The 14,591-nt window shown below is 63.9% G+C and carries 13 protein-coding genes; 5 read left to right on the forward strand and 8 right to left on the reverse strand.

What is annotated here, in order from left to right:
* Positions 1-54: 54 nt before the first annotated feature.
* Positions 55-912, reverse strand: coding sequence for an MBL fold metallo-hydrolase (locus ACN9MU_RS15625; protein WP_426171902.1), 858 nt, complete (start codon positions 910-912; stop codon positions 55-57).
* 156 nt (positions 913-1,068) lie between these two features.
* On the opposite strand from ACN9MU_RS15625, the gene ACN9MU_RS15630 reads away from it, so the two are divergent.
* The 5 genes from ACN9MU_RS15630 (at position 1,069) to ACN9MU_RS15650 (ending at position 7,405) form a co-directional block, all read left to right on the forward strand.
* Entirely contained in the window at positions 1,069-2,991 is a 1,923-nt protein-coding gene (locus tag ACN9MU_RS15630) for a TonB-dependent receptor plug domain-containing protein (protein WP_426337602.1), read from the forward strand.
* A gap of 34 nt (positions 2,992-3,025) precedes the next feature.
* The gene (locus tag ACN9MU_RS15635; protein ID WP_426171906.1) at positions 3,026-3,391 is read left to right on the forward strand and encodes a hypothetical protein; all 366 of its coding nucleotides are present in this window, start codon (positions 3,026-3,028) and stop codon (positions 3,389-3,391) included.
* A 72-nt stretch (positions 3,392-3,463) separates the two neighbouring features.
* On the forward strand, positions 3,464-4,819 hold the full coding sequence (locus tag ACN9MU_RS15640) for a TolC family protein (protein WP_426171908.1): 1,356 nt from the start codon (positions 3,464-3,466) through the stop codon (positions 4,817-4,819).
* Positions 4,816-6,192 (forward strand): multicopper oxidase family protein, encoded by a 1,377-nt coding sequence (locus tag ACN9MU_RS15645; RefSeq protein WP_426171910.1) that lies wholly within the window; start codon positions 4,816-4,818, stop codon positions 6,190-6,192. Before ACN9MU_RS15640 ends, ACN9MU_RS15645 begins: the two co-directional genes overlap by 4 nt.
* On the forward strand, positions 6,188-7,405 hold the full coding sequence (locus ACN9MU_RS15650; RefSeq protein WP_426344889.1) for a voltage-gated chloride channel family protein: 1,218 nt from the start codon (positions 6,188-6,190) through the stop codon (positions 7,403-7,405). The genes ACN9MU_RS15645 and ACN9MU_RS15650 overlap by 5 nt, the downstream gene beginning before the upstream one ends.
* Here ACN9MU_RS15650 and ACN9MU_RS15655 read toward each other — a convergent pair.
* The 7 genes from ACN9MU_RS15655 to ACN9MU_RS15685 form a co-directional block, all read right to left on the reverse strand.
* Positions 7,394-8,257, reverse strand: a complete 864-nt coding sequence (locus ACN9MU_RS15655) for a DUF72 domain-containing protein (RefSeq protein WP_426344846.1) — start codon at positions 8,255-8,257, stop codon at positions 7,394-7,396. The genes ACN9MU_RS15650 and ACN9MU_RS15655 overlap by 12 nt on opposite strands.
* Positions 8,254-9,021 carry an NF038132 family protein gene (locus ACN9MU_RS15660; RefSeq protein ID WP_426344847.1) on the reverse strand — a complete coding sequence of 256 codons (768 nt, stop codon included), beginning with the start codon at positions 9,019-9,021 and terminating at the stop codon, positions 8,254-8,256. Before ACN9MU_RS15660 ends, ACN9MU_RS15655 begins: the two co-directional genes overlap by 4 nt.
* Before the next feature lie 323 nt (positions 9,022-9,344).
* Positions 9,345-9,881, reverse strand: a complete 537-nt coding sequence (locus ACN9MU_RS15665) for a hypothetical protein (RefSeq protein WP_426337605.1) — start codon at positions 9,879-9,881, stop codon at positions 9,345-9,347.
* Positions 9,882-9,885: 4 nt separating this feature from the next.
* Positions 9,886-10,560: a hypothetical protein gene (locus ACN9MU_RS15670; protein WP_426337606.1), complete on the reverse strand. Its 675-nt coding sequence runs from the start codon at positions 10,558-10,560 to the stop codon at positions 9,886-9,888.
* Positions 10,520-11,797: a nitrate/sulfonate/bicarbonate ABC transporter ATP-binding protein gene (locus tag ACN9MU_RS15675; protein WP_426337607.1), complete on the reverse strand. Its 1,278-nt coding sequence runs from the start codon at positions 11,795-11,797 to the stop codon at positions 10,520-10,522. Before ACN9MU_RS15675 ends, ACN9MU_RS15670 begins: the two co-directional genes overlap by 41 nt.
* Complete coding sequence (locus ACN9MU_RS15680; RefSeq protein ID WP_426337608.1) at positions 11,794-13,485, reverse strand: ABC transporter permease; 1,692 nt, start codon at positions 13,483-13,485, stop codon at positions 11,794-11,796. The genes ACN9MU_RS15675 and ACN9MU_RS15680 overlap by 4 nt, the downstream gene beginning before the upstream one ends.
* Positions 13,486-13,775: 290 nt before the next feature.
* Entirely contained in the window at positions 13,776-14,531 is a 756-nt protein-coding gene (locus ACN9MU_RS15685) for an NYN domain-containing protein (protein WP_426344848.1), read from the reverse strand.
* Positions 14,532-14,591: the final 60 nt, after the last annotated feature.

Here is a 14,591-nt window from a genome sequence, read left to right on the forward strand (position 1 = left end):
TCACACCTTGGGGTCTGACCCCATGGTGTGACACGGGCTGAGCTGTAGTTGTGCTTACAGGGCGTTGAGGGGGATCTTCAGGTAGCGCACGCCGTTGTCTTCGGCCTCGGGGAGGTGGCCTGCGCTCAGGTTGACCTGGATGGCCGGCAGGATCAGCACCGGCATCTGCAGCGTGGCGTCGCGCTTGGTGCGCATGGCAACGAATTCTTCTTCGCTGACGCCATCGCGGATGTGAATGTTGGCAGCGCGCTGCTCCGCCACCGTGACTTCCCAGCGCGGCTCGCGGCCGGCTGGGGGGTAGTCGTGGCACATGAACAGGCGGGTTTCCGGCGGCAGCGACAGCAAGCGGTGCACCGACTTGTACAAGTCGCCTGCGCAGCCGCCAGGGAAGTCGCAACGCGCGCTGCCCACGTCGGGCATGAACATCGTATCGCCGACAAATACCGCATCGCCGACCTGGTAGGCCATGTCGGCCGGCGTGTGGCCCGGCACATGCAGGGCGCGCGCTTTCAGGCTCCCAATCATGAATTCTTCGTCGGCCTGGAACAGGTGGCCGAACTGCGATCCATCTTCTTTCTCGCCCTTGCGGTTGAAGATCGCGGAGAAGGAATGCTGTACCTTGCAGATGCCGGCGCCGATGCCGATGCGGCCGCCCAGCTTCTCCTGCAGGTAAGGCGCGGCGGACAGATGGTCGGCGTGGGCATGAGTCTCCAGCAGCCAGTTCACCGTCAGCCGATGCTCGCGCACAAAAGCGATGATCTTGTCGGCGGCGGTGGTCGAGGTGCGCCCGGCCTTCGGGTCGTAATCAAGCACCGAATCGACGATGGCGCATGCACTGCCGTCGGTCTCGTAAATCACGTAGCTGACAGTGGAAGTTACGGGGTCGAAGAACCCCTGGATCTCAGGCTTCATATCAAGATAGTAGGATGATTCAAGCCCAACTATTATAAAGAATCCTGATATGGCGGGCGAGGCTTATTCGTTTTGTGATGCAAGTCATCTGTGTGGCGGGAAAAACTATCTCCGTGATAAGATTTTTTCACAGTGCTTCCAGGAAGAGAGGCCGCGATGCCCAAGACAGGCGATTCACTGAAGTGGGTACTGGTTACCGGCTGCATCTGCAGCCAGTCGCTAACGGCAGTCGCTGCCGCCGGCGGCGCTGCTGCGCCGGAAAACTTTGCCAACCTCTCGCTCGAGGAATTGAGCGACGTGCGCGTGGTGTCCGTGTCAAAGCGCGAAGAGCGGCTGGGCGACGCCCCGGCCTCCGTCTTCGTGATTACCGCCGACGATATCCGCCGCAGCGGTGCGCGCAGCCTGGCCGAAGCGCTGCGCATGGCGCCCAACCTGCACGTCGCGCAGACGCCTGCCGGCAATTACACCATTACCGCGCGCGGTTTCGCCGGCAACAGCGCCAACAAGCAACTGGTGATGATCGATGGCCGCTCGGTGTATACGCCGCTGCTTTCCGGGGTGTCCTGGGACGTGCAGCAGGTGCCGGTGGACGCCATTGAACGCATCGAAGTGGTCAGCGGGCCAGGCGGCACGCTTTGGGGGACCAATGCGGTCAATGGCGTGATCAATGTGATTACCAAGCACGCGTCGTCCACCCTTGGCGCGATGGCCGACCTGCGCTGGGGGCAGGCGCAGTCCGGCGCAGCCTTCCGTTACGGCGCGGCGATGGACGATGGCGCCTGGCGCGCCTATGGCATGGATTACGCCATGCCGCACGGCGAAACGCTGGCCGGCAAGCCGCTGGGCGATGCCTGGCACAACGCGCAGGCGGGCTTTCGGGCCGACTGGCTGCGCGGCAGCGATGCGCTGACAGTGCAGGGCGATGTGTACCGTATCGGCGCAGGACAAATACCGACGCCCCCTGTCACCATGCTGCCTGCCGCATCCATGCGCGGCGCCAATCTGATGGGGCATTGGAGCCGCCAGTTGTACGGCGGCGCCAGCTTGTCCTTGCTGGCCTATTACGATCGCACCGAGCGCGACCAGGTCGGCGTTTACAAAGAGAACCTGGATGTGGCCGACCTGCAGGCACTCTACAACTTCGCCCCGCTTGGGCGGCATACGCTGGCGGCCGGCGCCGAATACCGCTTCGCGCGCGACAAGGTGGCGGTCACCAGCGGTACCGCCTTCCATCCCGAGCGCGCCGCCATGCATTGGGTGAGCTTGTACGGGCAGGACACCGTCGCCCTCAGCGAGCAACTGAACCTGACGGGAGGACTGCGCATCGAGCGCAATCAGTACACCGGGACGGAATTCCTCCCCAACTTGCGCCTGGCGTGGAAAGCAACAGCCTCGACCTCCTGGTGGGCCGCCTTGTCGCGCACGGTGCGGGCGCCGTCACGCGTTGACCGCGAGATTTTCTTCGCCAGCCCGCGCGGAACGCTGAGCGGCGGGCCGAATTTCCAGTCCGAGACGGCCCGCGTGCTGGAAACCGGCCTGCGCCAGCAGTTCGGCAACCGCGCCAGCTATTCGCTCACCGTTTATCGCGCACTGTATGACAAGCTGCGAACGATCAAGCCGGTTGCCCTGCAGGTTTTCGAGATCGGCAATGGCATGGAAGGCGAAACGCGCGGGCTGGAAGCCTGGGGCAGTGTCCAGGTCACGCCCGGCTGGCGGCTCAACGCGGGCCTGACCCTGATGCATGAAGAGTTTTCGCTCAAGCCGGGTGAAGCCGATTTCGGCAACCGTTCGGTCACCGGGAACTGGGATCCCCGCCGCGTGGCGAAGCTGCGCTCTTCTTACACCTTCGGCGAAGGGCGCGACCTCGACCTGACCTTGCGCCATGTCGGCCCGTTGCGCTTTACCGCGGTGGCTGGCTATACCGCGCTGGACGTGAACTTCAACTGGCAGGTCAAGCCAGGGCTTGAGTTGGCGCTGGGCGCCAGCAATGCGCTCGACCGCGATCACGAAGAGTTCGGCGGCAACAACCGGCTGTCGCTGGGACGCGGCGCCTATGTCAGGGTGGTAAGGCGCTTCTAAGGCGGGCATGTTAATATCGCTGCCCATGAAATCCATGATCCGTGTCATTGTACTTTGGCTAATGCTGGTGGCTTTGCCTTTCCAGGGTTTTGCCTCGGCCAGCATGCTGCTGTGCGGTACAGCCAAGCCGGCGGCACAGGCGATGCCGGACGGACCACACGATCATGCCGCCATGCAGGCGGCCGCCCAGCACGACGGCGATAAAACCGCCCATTGTGCCGGAGGCCAGCATGGCAGCCCCATGGGCGCTTGCTGCGTCGGCGCCGCGCCGGCCTACGCGATGCCGCAAGCTGCATCGCAGCCGCAGCTTGCCGAGCGCCTGCGCCTGCCCGAACCCGTGCCGCCGTTGCCGGTCGACCTTGCCCTTCCCAAACGCCCGCCGCGGGCGATCCTTGCCTGATCCATGCCAGCCGTGGCGGCTGGCTCATTCCTGCGTCCCCGCGCAGGACGACCAAGCATTGGAAAGACAAACATGAACCAAGCATTCAAGCTGGCGGCAATGGCCGCCGCGGCTGCGCTGCTCTCCGGTTGCGCCACGTTCTCGAACGATGGCGGTTTCGGCGCAGTGGCACAAGCCACGAAGAGCCGTAGCGGCGCCGAGACGCGCCTGTTGCGCAACGACGATGACCGGCGCGCGCTGGACGAACAGCTCAGGAAATTGCTGGCCGAGCCGCTGAGCGCCGACGCGGCTGTCCAGATCGCACTATTGAATAACCGCGGCCTGCAGGCCCGCTACTGGGATCTCGGCATCGCCGAAGCGGAACTGGTGCAGGCGGGCCGCATGGCCAATCCTGGCTTCAGTTTCAAGCGCACGCATGGCGGCGGCGAAGTCGCCATCGAGCGCACCTTGAGCATGAACTTCATCCAGCTGCTGACGCTGCCGCTGGCCAGCCGTATCGAAGCCCAGCGTTTCGAGCAGGTCAAGCTGGAACTGGCGGGCGAGGCGGTCTCGATGGCCCACCAGGCCCGCCTGGCCTGGATCGAGGCGGTGGCGGCGCAACAGGGCGTTGCGTATGCCCAGCAGATCAGCGATGCGGCGGAAGCCAGCGGCGAACTGGCGCGGCGCATGCAGGCGGCCGGCAACTGGAGCAAGTACGACGCCGCCCGCGAAGAAGCTTTCCATGCCGACGCCATGGCCGATGTGGCGCGCGCCCGCAAGGCCGCTAGCGCCAGCCGCGAAAAGCTGACCCGCATCCTGGGCCTGTCCGGCGCGGAAGCTACCAGCTACCGCCTGCCGGAGCGGCTGCCGGAACTGCCGGCAAGCCCGCGCAAGGTGGACGATGCGGAGGCCGCGGCCTTGCGCGACCGGCTTGACGTCCAGGCTGCCCGGCTGTCGTCGCAGCACACTGCCAGTTCCCTCGGACTGACCAAAACCACGCGCTTCATCAACGTGCTGGAGCTGAGCGGCATCAGTGAGCGGGACGGCGAGCGCCGTTCGCGCGGCTACGAGATTTCGCTGGAGGTGCCGCTGTTCGACTGGGGCGGCGCCCGCGTGGCGCATGCCGAAGCGACTTATATGCAATCGGTGAACCTGCTCGCCGCGGCCGCCGTCAATGCCCGCAGCGAAGCGCGCGAAAGCGACCAGGATTACCAGGCTTCCTACGAGCTGGCGAAACATTACCGCGATGTGGTGATACCGCTGCGCCAGAAGATCTCCGAAGAGACCCTGCTGCGCTACAACGGCATGTTGCTGTCGGTGTTCGAACTGCTGGCCGATGCCCGCGAACAGACTACCGCCGTCAATAATTACATCACCGCGCTCAAGGAATACTGGATCGCGGACGCCAATCTGGATGCCGCGATTGGCGGTAAAGGAGTACAGCAATGAGCAATCGTAGAACTTTTCTCGCAAATGGCGCTGCCGCCCTGATCGGAGCAGGCCTGGTGAGCCGCGCCGGCGCCGCCGGCCTGCCGGAAGCGCCTGTGCAATCGAGCGCGTCGACCGCGCCGCCGCTGATGCCGCCCAATGGCCGTCCTTACAACCCGGTCGTCACCCTGAACGGCTGGAGCCTGCCGTGGCGCATGAAAGATGGCGTCAAGGAGTTCCACCTGGTCGCCGAACCGGTCGTGCGCGAAATCGCTCCCGGCATGTATGCCAAGATGTGGGGCTACAACGGCCAGAGTCCGGGCCCGACCATCGAAGTGGTGGAGGGCGACCGCGTGCGCATTTTCGTCACCAACAAACTGCCTGAGCACACCAGCGTGCACTGGCATGGCCAGTTGCTGCCAAGCGGGATGGATGGCGTGTCCGGCGTGAGCCAGCCCGCGATCCAGCCTGGCAAGACCTTTGTCTATGAATTTGTCGCCAAACACGCCGGTACTTTCATGTACCATCCCCATGCTGACGAGATGGTGCAGATGGCGATGGGCATGATGGGCTTCTGGGTGACCCACCCGAAAGACCCGCGCCAGCATGCGGTGGACCGCGATTTCGTGTTCCTGCTCAGCGCTTACGATATCGAACCGGGGAGCATGGTCCCCAAGGTCAACACGATGACGGACTTTAATATCTGGACATTCAATAGCCGCGTCTTCCCCGCGATCGACCCGCTGGTCGTGCGCCAGGGCGACCGGGTGCGCATCCGCGCCGGCAACCTGACCATGACCAACCACCCGATCCACATCCACGGCCACCGCTTCGAGGTCACCGGTACCGACGGCGGCTGGGTGCCGCCAACCGCACGCTGGCCGGAAGTGACCACCGATGTCGCGGTGGGCCAGATGCGCGCCATCGAGTTCGTCGCCGACAATCCGGGCGACTGGGCCTTCCACTGCCACAAATCGCACCACACCATGAACGCCATGGGCCACAACGTGCCGACCCTGATCGGCGTCGACCACAAAGGCGTGGCCGAGAAGATCAACAAGCTCGTGCCGGGCTATATGGTGATGGGCGACAAGGGCGGTTCGATGGGCGGCATGGAGATGGAAATCCCCGAAAACACGCTGCCGATGATGACCGGCACCGGCCCGTATGGCGATATCGAAATGGGCGGCATGTTCACGCTGATGAAGGTGCGTGCGGACCAGAAGAAGGGCGATTACAGCGATCCGGGCTGGTACAAGGCGCCGCAAGGCACTACGGCTTACGAGTGGACTGGCGAACTGCCGCCGGCCCCCGCCGCGCCGAACGCAGCGCCGCCTGCCGGCGTCAAGCCGATGGAAGTGACCCGCGACAAGAAGGGACACGACCATCATTAAGCGACTGCGCTACCTGGGAAAATGGAGCCTGCTTTCCGGCATCGTCGCGCTGCTGGCGGGCAGTGCTTCCGCATTTTTCCTGCTGGCGCTGGACGTGGCCACGGCCTGGCGCGATGCCTATCGCTGGGTAGTGTGGCTGCTGCCGCTGGCCGGCTTTGCCGTCGGCTGGATCTACCTGCACGTCGGCAGCCGCGTCGAGGCGGGCAATAACCTGCTGATCGACGAGATCCACGATCCGAAGAATGTGGTGCCGCTGCGGCTCGCGCCGCTGATCCTGTGCAGCACTGTGGTGTCGCACCTGTTCGGCGCCTCCGTCGGGCGCGAAGGCACGGCTGTGCAGATGGGCGGCGCGCTGGCCGACCAGCTCACCCACGTATTCCGCCTGCCGCGCGAAGATCGCAGCACCGTGCTGATGGCTGGGATCAGCGCCGGTTTCGCTTCGGTGTTCGGCACGCCGCTGGCCGGCGCCATCTTCGGCCTGGAGGTGCTGGTGATCGGGCGCATGCGTTTTACTGCGATCTATCCCTGCATGCTGGCGGCGGTCCTGGCCGACCAGGTCACGCGCTGGTGGGGCGTCGGGCATACGCATTATCCTGCTGGCACGCTGGGAGCACCGGACGGCCCGCTGCTGCTGGCGCTGGCCGGGATCGTTGCCGCGGGCGTCGTGTTTGGGCTGGTGGGACGGGCCTTTGCCGCTGTCACGCATGGCTTGTCGGCATGGTTCAAGGAGCGCTTTGCGTACGCGCCGCTGCGGCCCCTGGCTGGTGGCGCGGTGATCGCGCTGGCCGTGGCCGCCGGCGGCGCGTTCGGCATCGACTTCTACCGCTATCTCGGCCTCGGCATCGGGCCGATGGTGGAGGCCTTCCGCGTACCGCTCGACTGGTGGGACTGGCTGGGCAAGTTCGTGTTCACCGTCGGCTCGCTTGGTTCCGGTTTCAAAGGCGGCGAAGTGACGCCACTGTTCTATATCGGCGCCACGCTTGGCAATGCCCTGGCGCCGATCCTGCACCTGCCGTTCCCGCTGCTGGCGGCAATCGGCTTTGTCGCCGTGTTTGCCGGCGCGGCCAACACACCGCTGGCCTGCACGGTGATGGCGATGGAATTGTTCGGCCCTGAAATCGGGCCATACGCCGCGCTGGCTTGCGCGGTCGCCTTCATGTTTTCCGGCCACTCCGGCATCTATCGCGCCCAGCGCCGGCCGTCAGCCGAGTAGGCGCTGCGCCAGGTTTTGCGCGTCGAACGGCGCGTGCACTTTCACATCGTTGTCGAAGTAGCAGTAGATGTCGCGCGAGGCGCGCTTGGGCGGGGCGCTGTCGGTGATCAGTTTTGCATCTGCCGGCTGCCCTCCCTTTGACCAGGCACGAATGCGGGCGGCCCAGCGGTCCAGGGACTCCGGCGTGTAGCCGCTGGCGTAAAGTTCCTTCTCGCCATGCAGCCGAAGGTACATGAAGCCGCCTGTCACATCTTCGTAGTCGGGCCATTTGCCCGCGGTATCGGCCACGACCAGTGCCACCTTGTACTTGCGCAGCAGCCGCACGAAGGCAGGATCGGCGAAGGATTCGTTGCGGATTTCTACGGCGTGCAAAAGCTTGCGCCTGGCGTCCGTTTCGGTGGCGGCACGGCCATTCATGCGAGGCTCGTGGCGGCGGGCGAGGGCAGATGCCTGTTCGGTGTCCCTCGGCAGCAGGCTGAAAAAGTGCTCGAACAGCTCTTCATCGAACTTGAAATTGGGCGGAAACTGCCACAGGAAAGGGCCAAGCTTCTCCCGCAGCAGCAGGACGCCGCTGGCAAAGACGTTGGCCAAGGCTTTATCAGGTTCGCGCAGGCGGCGGATGTGGGTGATGTAGCGGTTGCCCTTGTGTGCAAACACGAAGCCGTCGGGAGTGGCGTCGTACCAGGCCTGGTAGCTTTCGGGCCGCTGCAGCGAGTAGAAGGAGCCGTTGATCTCGATGGTGCGAACGGCGCGCGAGGCGAACTCCAGCTCGCGCGCCTGGGTCAGGTCGGGCGGGTAGAACACGCCGCGCCACGGGGTATAACGCCAGCCGGAAATGCCGATACGGATCACCGCGCCAGGCGCTTCAATGTGCCAAGCATGGCCAGGCCGGCCAGCAGCATTGCGTATTGTCCGGGCTCGGGGATGGGCAAGGGGGCGCCGCCGACCGTGATGGCATCCAGTGCGAGCCCGGAGTCGAAGTCGCGGTCATCCCAGTTGGTCACGCCGAATTCAAGCCGGTACTTGCCTGCGTTGGCGATGGCATACTGGCCGCGCACCCAGCCAGTGGCGCCGCAACCGGTGTCATAACATTCGTCGGAATCGGGACCCAGCGGCGACCACATGGTCTGGCCCGGCGCCACGGCGACCGGGAAAGGCGTCAGCGTGGCCTCGGACGGCGGCATGTCGAAGCCGGGGATGGCATTGCCGTCTTCGCTGGTGCGGGCAGTGAACAGTAGCGCCACTTGCTTGTCATCGGCATCGAGCAGGCGCGCCCACGCATAGTCGGCGTAGCCCGCACCATCGGTCGTCACGTAATTGAAGCGAAAGTCGAGCGCGGCGTTTGCGCCGGCCATGAACGAGACCGAGCGCAGGATCGAACCGTTGTTTGCGCCCTCAACGCCACCAGCGCCGGGTAGCGAGACTTCACTTGTGGAGTTATAGGTGGAAATCCAGCCGTAGGCGCTGCCTCCACCAGGCGCAAGGCCCACTACGCCGTCCGCGCCCAGGGTGCCGCACATCCCGGTGCAGCGCCAGGGAGCAGGCAAGCCGTTGTCAAACGTGCCTGCGAAAGCAGGTACAGCCAGTGCTGACGATGCCACGCAGGCGGCAAGCATCAGAAAGTTTCTTAGCTTCATTTTGCAACCCCGTCGAAGAGAACGCCATCATTCTCCACGCACAGGACGCATCCGCCGAAAGCTTGCCGCTATCGTGCGGGCGAGGGCCATAGCTAGTTTCGCGAAGGAACGGTAATAATGATGGGCTGCGGAGGCGGTTGGAACGCCGCTTGCCGAAGTGGGGAGGCATAGTTGAGCACGAAGGTCATGATGGTATTTCCCGCGATCAGGCTGCCGGCCAGCGTGTCGTTCTGAACGGGTTTCATACTTCCCCCATGTTCAATATAGGACATGGACTTGGAGTGCGCGGAGCAGGAAAAGTTCTATCTGAATGGTGCGGCAGGGCCCGGCCAGACGGTATCGGCCAACGGGCGGCCCTGGCAGCGCGATGGATCGACGAGGGCGCCGGTCTGTACGCCGCGGCAGGCCCAGATCTGGCTGCCATTCTCGCCGGTGTAGCGATCCCATGCCCACTCGCGGTCGGTGTTCGGGGCGTAGGTTGGCTCGGAAGAGTACCAGTCGTCGTTGTACAGGCCGATCGTGCCGCCAACGCCGATGCTGACGTCGTTATGCTTGCTGGCCGCGACGGCGAGCGCGACCACGCCGGCCGTGACGCCGACCGTCACCCAGGTTTCGCGTTCCTTGATGACTTCCGGACAGGCCGCTTCGGCAACGCCGCGCCGCCCCAGTTCCATGCGCAGGGCATTGGCAAAGTTCATGTCGGGCGAGCCGGTCGTGAGCGTCTTGCACATTTCGAACGGGCTCGCTGCCGATGGATTGGCGTAAAAGCTCTGCGCGCCAATGCCGGCACAGCCAGTGAGGAGCGCAGCCAGTGCCGCGGCAGGAAGCAGGGTTTTCATGCCGCTAGTATAGCAACCCCGGCAGAGCCCAGGTCACTCCCAGTGCCAGCTGATGCGGTGCTCCGGGTGTTTTTGCAACGCTGGCATCCAGGTCGAGGCGGCCCTCGACCAGCGCATAGCGCAAGCCTGCTTGCCTGGTCGGCGGGCGGTGATGGCTGCCGTAGCTTTCCAGCGAGGCGCTCCAGCGCGGGGCGAGCGCATATTCACCGCCCACGCTCCATGTGGCGCGTCCCGGTGCGGCGTACGGACGCATCCAGCCGGCGTTCAAGTGCAACAGCAGCGCATCGCCGGCGAACGAGATCGTCAGCGGCACGTTGACCGTGTGTTGGCGTGTCATGCCATGCTGGGTTGCGATGGCCAGGCCCAGGCCCCAGCCGTTCGTTTGCAGGCCGCGCAGCACCGTCTTTGCCTGCAAGGCGGCGTTGCGCGACTGTCCTTTGCCCGCAGCCAGCTCCCAGCCGCCGACGCGGCACGCCGGCATGGCCCACCATTCGTGCAGTCCACCGCTTTGCTGATGCCAGGCTTCGACCTGGCAATCGCCTGGTTCGAGGATCGTCGCGTCATCCGTGGCCAATGGCCGGCCGGCCCACGCTGTGGTCGACAGCAATGCTGCGGCGGCCAGCAACAGGCAATGTTTGTCAGGCAAGGCGCAAGCGGCGCGTGTGGAAATCAAACTCATAAATCTCTCCATAACGGCCCCATTCGATGGCGGTACGCATGATGCGGCGCGCCTCTTCAGGCTCGTTGGATTCCAGTAGTGGCGACAACACCTGCTCTTCCGGCAGCGCACCGTCCGCCGAGGCTCGCAGCATACTGTAAATGTGCTGCGGCAGCGTGACGTGCGCCAGCAACTGGCGGCCAAAGATGGCCTGCCGGGCTGCATGGTCGGCTGCTTCATAACGACGGCCAAGCGCTGTCATGGTGATGTCTCCGCCTTCCACGGAAGCCAGGCCAAGCTGGGACAGCGCTTCGCAGGCCGGGAATAGCGCCTCGTCCGGCAGTTCGCTTTCATCGGACAGGCGCGGCAAATCGGCGCGGCCTTCGAAGGGATCGGATGCCAGCAGCGACAGCACCGCTTCGATGCGCTCGATATCGGCATCGGGCAGGCGGTAGTCGGGACCGGCCTCGCGCGCCGGGCTGGCGGCCGGTGCGCGCATGGTCATCAGGCCATACACTTCGTCGATCAACTGGCGCACGGCCGGCCTGTCCGGATTGCGCGGACGCGGCAGGTCGATGCGGATTTCGGTGCGGATGCGGCCCGGGTCGCTGGAGAGCATGATGATCCGGTCCGACATCATCACCGCTTCCTCGATATTGTGCGAAACGACCAGGATGCCACGCGTCGGGATGCGGCCATGGTCCCACAGCTCGAGGATGTCGTTGCGCAGGGTCTCGCCGGTCAGCACGTCGAGGGCGGAGAAGGCCTCGTCCATCAGCAGCACGTCCGGGTTGGTGACCAGGGCGCGGGCGATGCCCACGCGCTGGCGCATGCCGCCTGACAGCTCGCGCGGCAGTGCGCCTTCGAAGCCGGAAAGGCCCATCAAGTCCAGCATCGCTTCGCTGCGTGCTGCGCGTTCGGCAGCCGGAACGCCTTGAGCCTCCAGGCCAAGTTCCACGTTCTGCTGCACGGTCAGCCAGGGGAACAGGGCGAAAGACTGGAACACCATGGCGATGCCCGGCACCGGCTCTGCCAGCGGCGCGCCGCGATACTTGGCAGCGCCGGCGTCGGCTTGCACCAGGCCCGCGATAATGCGCAGCAGGGTCGATTTGCCGGAACCTGACTTGCCAAGCAGCGCCACGATCTCGCCCGACTCCAGCGCGAAGTCGACGCCATCGAGCACGGTGCGGCTGGCGCCGTCGCCAGTGCGGAAGGATTTGCCGACGCCTTGCAGGTCGACCAGGATTTCTTTTTTCATGCTTGCTCCTGATACAAACGGCTCCAAACGAAGCGGTTGATTGCCATTACAAATACACACATGACGCCGATGCCGAGGGCGATCCGGGGGAAGTCGCCTGCATCGGTCATCTGCTTCACATAACTGCCAAGGCCATGCGCCACCAGGGTGGTTTTGCCCCAGGTGACGTATTCGGCCACGATGCTGGCGTTCCACGAGCCGCCGCTGGCCGTCACTGCGCCTGTTATGTAACTGGGGAATATGGCAGGCAGGTAGACCCGCCACCATTTCAGCCAGCCCTTCAAGCCCAGATTCGCCGCCGCCAGCCGCAGGTCGGTGGACAGGGTGGACGCACCGGCGACGACATTGAACAGGATGTACCACTGGGTACCGAACACCATTAGTGGACTGAGCCAGATGTCCGGATTGAGCCCCAGGTGCAGAACTGAATACACCACCACCGGGAACAGCAGGTTGACCGGGAAGGCGGCCAGGAACTGCGCCACCGCTTGGATTTTCTGTGCATAGCGTGGGCGTAGCCCGATCCAGACGGCCACCGGCACCCAGAACAGGGAAGCCAGCGCGATCAGCACTGCCACGCGCGCCAGCGTCGCCAGGCCGAGGCCAAACACGCCTGCTGCCTCGCGCCAACCAACCTCGGTATGGATGAAGGCCGCCACGCGGTAGCTGGCCCAAACCGCGAGCACCAGCAACAGCGTATCGGCGGCGCGCGCCGGCAGGCGCCAGCGGCGCGTGGCCTTGGCCGCAGCGGCCGCTTCGACCGGACGGGCCGGAAACCAGCCCAGGGTCGAGCGCATCAGCTTCCACGCGATGTCGGTGAGGCGGCTGGCGATACGGCTGCGGCGCACCCAGTCGAGCAGCCAGGAACGGCGGCCCACTTCACCGTCCAGTTCTTCAAAGCGGAACTTGTCCGCCCACACCAGCAAAGGACGGAAGAAGAGCTGGTCATACATGACGATGCCGACGAACATGGCGCCGATAGCCCATGCGATGGCACGGCCGTTTTCAGCTTCGATGGCCACCGCGATGTAGGCGCCGATGCCGGGCAGCTTGACGTCCTGCCCGGCGACGGAAATGGCCTCTGCCGCCACCAGGAAGAACCAGCCGCCGGACATGGACATCATCATGTTCCACAGCAGGCCCGGCATGGCGAACGGCAGCTCCAGGCGCCAGAAGCGCTGCCAGGCCGAGAGGCGGAACATGCGGCTTGCCTCGTGCAGTTCGGCCGGCACGGCACGCATCGACTGGTACAGGCTGAACGCCATGTTCCAGGCCTGCGAAGTGAAAATCGCAAAGATGGCCGCGCATTCGACGCCCATCTGGCTGCCCGGGAACAGGGCGATGAAGGGCGCGATGGCAATCGCCTGGAAGCCCAGCACCGGCACCGACTGCAGCACGTCCAGCAGCGGCACCAGGACCTTTTCAGCCAGCCGGTATTTGGCCGCCACCGCCGCGAAGACGAAGGCGAATACCAGCGACACTCCCAATGCGGCGAACATGCGCAAAATGGTGCGCAACAGGTAATAGGGCAGCGAGGCCGGGTCGAGGCTGACCGGCATAGGCTGGCCAAGCACGAAGGGGCGCGCCATCTGCATGGCGCCATAGGCGACAGCAATCAACACTGCCAGTACCAGTGGCAGCAAGGCCCAGTCCCAGCGATTGGGACGTGTGGTGAATGAAGCGAACATCAGGCTCTCCGCAAAGGATGCGGGCCCGCTATCTTGCGCGCTTGAGTATCAGAGTTTGGGATGGGTGACCATCATCCGCGACGGCGGATGACGTGAGGCGGGAGCCCAGGACGCGATCGTGCCGTTATGCGGGGCCGGAATGAACCGGCTGACAACTATGACTCGAACAAGTGCCCATGAAAGGGGACTCCAAAAATTGATAACGGTGCGGAGTGTAGGCGCATAAGATCCCCGGAGTCAACTTAGGGAGTCACGTAATTTAATGGCTCTCGGGCCGAATCAACATTGCCCTACCAATGCGGCGGCTTGCGAATTGGCTTTTTGTTTGTGGGTACTATGTCCGGTAAGCGGGCATGCTCAAGTTGACCGTCCTGGAGGTGAGGTAGGACCCAGTCCGCATGCCTGGACAGCGACCCGCTCGTCCGACGGTGCTTTTCTGTGCCTGGGACAGGTGGATGAATCGGCATCACAACGCCAATCATGATCCTGGGGAAGTCCGCGCGTATTGCTTCCAATGCTGGCTCAGCGTCGCTGTCGTTAGTGACCAGTATTATTCGATCGTAGAGGCCTTTACATGCATCGCGGTACATACAGAGTGCCAAATTTACGTCAGTCTTTTTCTCCTCCAGTTTCCAGACTCGTATGCGATTCGTCCGATCACATGGTTGACCAGCAACGAAACTCGGGAGCAGGGCGCCGCTTTTGTCATACGAATGGTTACCATAAATCACCTCGAAGCGGTCCTTATGCTTCGCTTTCAATGCGCGATGATATGCTGATTGCGCCTCCACGGAGGCCGCACCGTGTGTCGCAAAATGCGCCAGCGCCGGCGCGGTGAAGTGTTTCACCACCACTAATTGCTCATTTTGATCACGTTGCGCAAGAAGAGCATCGAACAGCTTAACAATATCAAGCCATTTGAAGTCGGTGCCCCTCAATCGGCCATAGTAGAGGTTATAGCCGTCAACGTAGACGGCGATCCTTAGAGGAGGCTTTGGAATTGTCGACACCACTGATATCTTTCCAAATGTGAAAAAGCCGCCCATGTGAGCGGCTTTTCCGTCTCAAGAGGAGCCAACCTAATGACACCTCAAAAGATGAGTGGT

The organism is Pseudoduganella sp. R-32 (genome assembly GCF_049913245.1).
Taxonomy (GTDB): Bacteria; Pseudomonadota; Gammaproteobacteria; order Burkholderiales; family Burkholderiaceae_D; genus Rugamonas.

What these genes read in the sequence shown, in the direction of transcription:
- ACN9MU_RS15625 (WP_426171902.1), bottom strand. Translation starts at nt 912, where the DNA reads ATGAAGCCTGAGATCCAGGGGTTCTTCGACCCCGTAACTTCCACTGTC.
- ACN9MU_RS15630 (WP_426337602.1), top strand. Translation starts at nt 1,069, where the DNA reads ATGCCCAAGACAGGCGATTCACTGAAGTGGGTACTGGTTACCGGCTGC.
- ACN9MU_RS15635 (WP_426171906.1), top strand. Translation starts at nt 3,026, where the DNA reads ATGATCCGTGTCATTGTACTTTGGCTAATGCTGGTGGCTTTGCCTTTC.
- ACN9MU_RS15640 (WP_426171908.1), top strand. Translation starts at nt 3,464, where the DNA reads ATGAACCAAGCATTCAAGCTGGCGGCAATGGCCGCCGCGGCTGCGCTG.
- ACN9MU_RS15645 (WP_426171910.1), top strand. Translation starts at nt 4,816, where the DNA reads ATGAGCAATCGTAGAACTTTTCTCGCAAATGGCGCTGCCGCCCTGATC.
- ACN9MU_RS15660 (WP_426344847.1), bottom strand. Translation starts at nt 9,021, where the DNA reads ATGCTTGCCGCCTGCGTGGCATCGTCAGCACTGGCTGTACCTGCTTTC.
- ACN9MU_RS15665 (WP_426337605.1), bottom strand. Translation starts at nt 9,881, where the DNA reads ATGAAAACCCTGCTTCCTGCCGCGGCACTGGCTGCGCTCCTCACTGGC.
- ACN9MU_RS15670 (WP_426337606.1), bottom strand. Translation starts at nt 10,560, where the DNA reads ATGAGTTTGATTTCCACACGCGCCGCTTGCGCCTTGCCTGACAAACAT.
- ACN9MU_RS15675 (WP_426337607.1), bottom strand. Translation starts at nt 11,797, where the DNA reads ATGAAAAAAGAAATCCTGGTCGACCTGCAAGGCGTCGGCAAATCCTTC.
- ACN9MU_RS15680 (WP_426337608.1), bottom strand. Translation starts at nt 13,485, where the DNA reads ATGTTCGCTTCATTCACCACACGTCCCAATCGCTGGGACTGGGCCTTG.
- ACN9MU_RS15685 (WP_426344848.1), bottom strand. Translation starts at nt 14,531, where the DNA reads ATGGGCGGCTTTTTCACATTTGGAAAGATATCAGTGGTGTCGACAATT.